3 protein-coding genes are annotated in these 4510 nt (G+C 68.1%); all 3 read left to right on the forward strand.

Annotation, left to right across the window (positions count from 1 at the left end; genetic code table 11):
* Positions 1-2521 (forward strand): isoleucine--tRNA ligase (gene ileS, locus V7067_RS13580; RefSeq protein WP_334176441.1); only part of this gene is annotated, 2521 nt, incomplete at its 5' end.
* A 29-nt stretch (positions 2522-2550) separates the two neighbouring features.
* The gene (gene lspA / locus V7067_RS13585) at positions 2551-3069 is read left to right on the forward strand and encodes a signal peptidase II (protein WP_334176442.1); all 519 of its coding nucleotides are present in this window, start codon (positions 2551-2553) and stop codon (positions 3067-3069) included.
* 197 nt (positions 3070-3266) lie between these two features.
* On the forward strand, positions 3267-4052 hold the full coding sequence (locus V7067_RS13590; RefSeq protein WP_334176443.1) for a hypothetical protein: 786 nt from the start codon (positions 3267-3269) through the stop codon (positions 4050-4052).
* Positions 4053-4510: the final 458 nt, after the last annotated feature.

Genomic DNA, 4510 nt, shown 5'->3' on the forward strand with positions numbered 1-4510 from the left:
CATCGAGTTCCGCAAGGAATGCCGCCAGTTCGCCGCCCACTGGGTGGGCGTGCAGGGCGAGGAATTCCAGCGCCTCGGCGTGGTGGGCGATTTCGATCACCCCTACACCACCATGGCCTACAAGGCGGAAGCGATCATCGCGGGCGAACTGATGAAGTTCGCCGTCAGCGACCAGCTCTATCGCGGCTCCAAGCCGGTGATGTGGTCGGTGGTGGAAAAGACCGCTCTGGCCGAGGCCGAGATCGAATACCATGACCACCAGTCCGACACGATCTTCGTGAAATTCCCGATCGCCGCCCCGCCGGCCGGCCTTGAAGGAGCCGCGGTGGTGATCTGGACCACCACGCCGTGGACGATGCCGGGCAACCGCGCCATCGCCTTCTCGCCGCGCATCTCCTACGGTCTCTATGAGATCACCGGAGCGCCGGCCGACAACTGGGCGCTGCCGGGCGAAAAGCTGGTGCTGGCCGATACGCTGGCCGAAGGCGTGTTCCGGGCCGCCCGCGTCACCGCCTTCGAGCGGCGCGCCGACGTTGCGCCCGAAGCCCTTGCCGGGCTGGAAGCCCGCCATCCGCTGGCGGCGCTGGGCTACGGGTTCCGCGTGCCGCTGCTGGCCGGCGACCATGTGACGGAGGAGGCCGGCACCGGCTTCGTCCACACCGCCCCCGGCCACGGCACGGACGACTTTGAAGTGTGGATGGCCGGCAAGGCCGCGCTCGATGCCCGCGGCATCGACACCCGCATCCCCTACACCGTGGATGCCGACGGCTTCCTGACGAAGGAGGCCCCCGGTTTCACCGGCCGCCGCGTGCTGACCGACAAGGGCGAAAAGGGCGACGCCAACGACGCCGTCATCGCCGCGCTGCGCGAGGCCGGGGCGCTGCTGGCGCGCGGGCGCATCAAGCATCAGTATCCGCATTCCTGGCGCTCCAAGAAGCCGGTCATCTTCCGCAACACGCCGCAGTGGTTCATCGCCATGGACAAGGCGCTGGACGGCCCCGGCGACACGCTGCGCAGCCGCGCGCTCGGCGCCATCGACGCCACCCGCTTCGTGCCGGAGGCCGGCCGCAACCGCCTGCGCGGCATGATCGAGGCCCGGCCCGACTGGGTCGTGTCGCGTCAGCGCGCGTGGGGCGTGCCTATCGCCGTGTTCGTGGACAAGGAAACCGGCACCGTCCTGAAGGACGAGGCGGTCAACGCCCGCATCCTCGCCGCCTTCGAGGCGGAAGGCGCCGACGCGTGGTTCGGGGCGGATGCGGCCGAACGTTTCCTCGCCCCCGCCCGCGATCCGGCGAAGTTCGAGAAGGTCATGGACATTCTCGACGTGTGGTTCGATTCCGGATCGACCCATGCCTTCGTGCTGGAACAGCGCCCCGACCTGAAGTGGCCGGCGGACGTCTATCTGGAAGGTTCGGACCAGCATCGCGGCTGGTTCCATTCCTCGCTGCTGGAAAGCTGCGGCACCCGCGGCCGCGCGCCCTACGACGCCGTCGTCACCCATGGGTTCACCATGGATGAGGAAGGCCGCAAGATGTCGAAATCGCTGGGCAACACCGTTGCCCCGCAGGATGTCATCAAGCAGTACGGCGCCGATATCCTGCGCCTGTGGGTGGTTTCGGCCGACTATTCCGACGACAGCCGCATCGGCCCGGAAATCCTCAAGACCACCGCCGACACCTATCGCAAGCTGCGCAACACGCTGCGCTGGATGCTGGGTTCGCTCGCCCATTATGACGGGCAGGACGTGCCCCCCGCCGACATGCCGGAGCTGGAACGGCTGATCCTGCACCGGCTGGCCGAACTCGATACCGTGGTGCGCGAGGGCTATGCCGCCTTCGATTTCCGCCGCATCGTGGCCGCGCTCTCCAGCTTCATGAACGTGGATCTGTCGGCGTTCTATTTCGATGTGCGCAAGGACGCGCTCTATTGCGACGCCGCCTCGTCGGTGCGCCGGCGCGCCGCGCTGACGGTGATCGAGCGGGTGTTCACCAGCCTCACGGCCTGGCTTGCGCCGCTGCTGCCCTTCACCATCGAGGAGGCGTGGCTGTCGCGCCATCCGGCGGAAACCGGCTCGGTACACCTGCGCCAGTTCCCGGCGATCCCGGCGGAATGGCGCGACGAGGCGCTGGCGGAAAAGTGGCGCAAGGTGCGCACCGTGCGCCGCGTCGTCACCGGCGCGCTGGAAATCGAGCGCCGCGAAAAGCGCATCGGCTCGTCGCTGGAGGCCCATCCGGTGGTGTGGATCGCCGATCCGGCGCTGAAGGCGCTGTGCGAGAGCGTGGACTTTGCCGATGTGGTCATCACCTCGGCCGCCACCCTTGAGGCCGGCGAGGGCCCGGCAGAAGCCTTCCGCCTCGACGATGTGGCCGGTGTCGCGGTCGTGCCGGCGAAAGCGGACGGGCGCAAGTGCGCCCGCTCGTGGAAGATCTCGCCGGCGGTCGGCAGCGATCCCGATTATCCGGACGTGACGCCGCGCGATGCCGCGGCGCTGCGCGAGTTCGACGCGCTTCACGCACACTGACAGCAGAACCGGAGGCGGACGCGACGAGCATGGCAACCGACATGACCACCACCGGGCAGGCGGCCCGCTTCTCCGGTCCCGCCCGCCTCGGCGCACTGATCGCGGCGGTCGTGCTCGTCGCCGATCAGGTGCTGAAGCTCGCGCTGCTGCACGGCGCCGGGCTGACGGAGACCAACGGCTTCCGCCTCGCCCCCTTCCTCGACATCGTGCTGGTGTGGAACCGCGGCATCTCCTACGGCCTGTTCCAGCAGGAAACGGCGGTCGGGCGGTGGGGGCTCGCGGCCCTCACCGTGGTTGCCGTGGTGGCGCTCGGGGTGTGGCTGTCGCGGGTGCGCCACTGGCTGGCGGCGGTGTCGCTGGGCCTCGTCATCGGCGGGGCGATCGGCAACGGCATCGACCGCATCTGGTATGGCGCGGTCGTCGACTTCGTGCATTTCTATGTCGGCTCGTTCTCGTGGTATGTGTTCAACATCGCCGACGTGGCGATCGTGGCCGGCGCGGCCGGGCTGGTGCTGGATTCGCTGCGCGGGCGGTCCGGCCGCCAGTGAGCGGGCTTTTTTCATCGCCTGACGCGGTGTGCAGCGGACGGCGTCGTATTGATGCCGCAAAGCCACGGTCTCGTTAACGGCGGGCAGGAGACCGGTGACGGCCAGAGGCCGAATCGGATAGGCGGCGGATGATCTGCAAAACGGCCGGCAGCGCCCTGCGCGGGCCTTTTGCAGAGCGAAGGCGGATCGGAGCCTTGATGGTGAGCCATCGACAGTTGTTTGCACGAACCGGCACCACTGTGCTGTTCGCGGGAACCGTGCTGGCCCTTGCGGGCTGCAGTTCGCCGATGAACGGCAACTACTACGCTGACGATGTCGCGCTCAAGCAGCAGCAGCTCGAAGGCAACGCCAGCGGCATGCTGGCCAAGCGCCTGCTGACGGGCGCGGGCATCATCGATCCGCCTCCGGTGCCGGTGGACTACACGCCGCGCTCGCCGCTGGCGATTCCGCCGTCCCTCAACACGCTTCCCCAGCCCGACAGCGGCCCGCAGGTGGCCGCCGCCGGCACATGGCCGCAGGACCCGGACAAGACCGAGCCGGCGCTTTCGCCGGGCGATGCCAAGACGCGCGGCCTGCGCGGCGAGGCGCTGGCCGACAAGGAAGCCGAGCGCTCCACGCCGCAGGAAATGCAGGCCGCCCGCATTGCCGGGGGCGGCACCAGCAAGTTCACTAAGGGACCGACCGACCAGCAGGCCGCGCTGCCGCTGAAGTCGGCCGACATGCAGTCGGTCAAGCTGAACAAGCCGCAGGAAAATGCCGACAGCATGATCGAGGTCGGCCCCAACTCCAAGCGCAAGTATCTGGTGCAGCCGCCGGAAGGTTATCTGCAGCCGGCCGCGGGCACTGAAATTCCGAAATACAAGAAGAACGTCTTTCAGGTCTACAAGCCGGAGAAGCCGCAGGACAACATGCAGACGCCGACCGACCAGCCGAACTACATCAAGGATGAGTCCGGCAGCAGTTCGGATACGCCTTCGCAGTAAGGCTCTGCACCCGGGCACCGCGCCGCGGTGCGCTCTGCCGGTCTGGCTTTCCTTCAGAAACGCCGCCCCTCCGGGCGGCGTTTTTCATTGGCGCATCCTGCAATCACGGGGCGCAGCCTGTCATTATGCCCGGCTCGCCAGGCCCCGGCAGCAGGTCAAGGCCCCGGCAGCAGGTCAGTCCGTTCACATTACACAGAAGTTAGGTTTCCGGCCCAAGGCTGCCACAAACGGCCGCGATGCTTATCTGCAAATAACGCTGCCGACGCACCGCCCGCGGCGCCGCAGCAGCCCGCCCCGACCGGCGGCGCTTTCCGGCAGCCACAAGAGGCCGCCGGGCTGTGCCCCGCAGAAACGCTGCCAAGAAACAAGGTTAGGTTCGCCCGTGTTCCGACAAGGCCCGCGCCGCTCCGCTGTCGCTGCCCGCCGCTTGCCCGGCGCCCGTTTTGCCGGCGCCCGTT

The sequence above is a fragment of the Pseudoxanthobacter sp. genome (assembly GCF_036822375.1).
In the GTDB taxonomy this organism is placed as follows: Bacteria; Pseudomonadota; Alphaproteobacteria; order Rhizobiales; family Segnochrobactraceae; genus Pseudoxanthobacter.

Bases quoted from the DNA above. Each gene is read 5' to 3' on its own strand.
- lspA (WP_334176442.1), top strand. From the start codon at position 2,551: ATGGCAACCGACATGACCACCACCGGGCAGGCGGCCCGCTTCTCCGGT.
- V7067_RS13590 (WP_334176443.1), top strand. From the start codon at position 3,267: ATGGTGAGCCATCGACAGTTGTTTGCACGAACCGGCACCACTGTGCTG.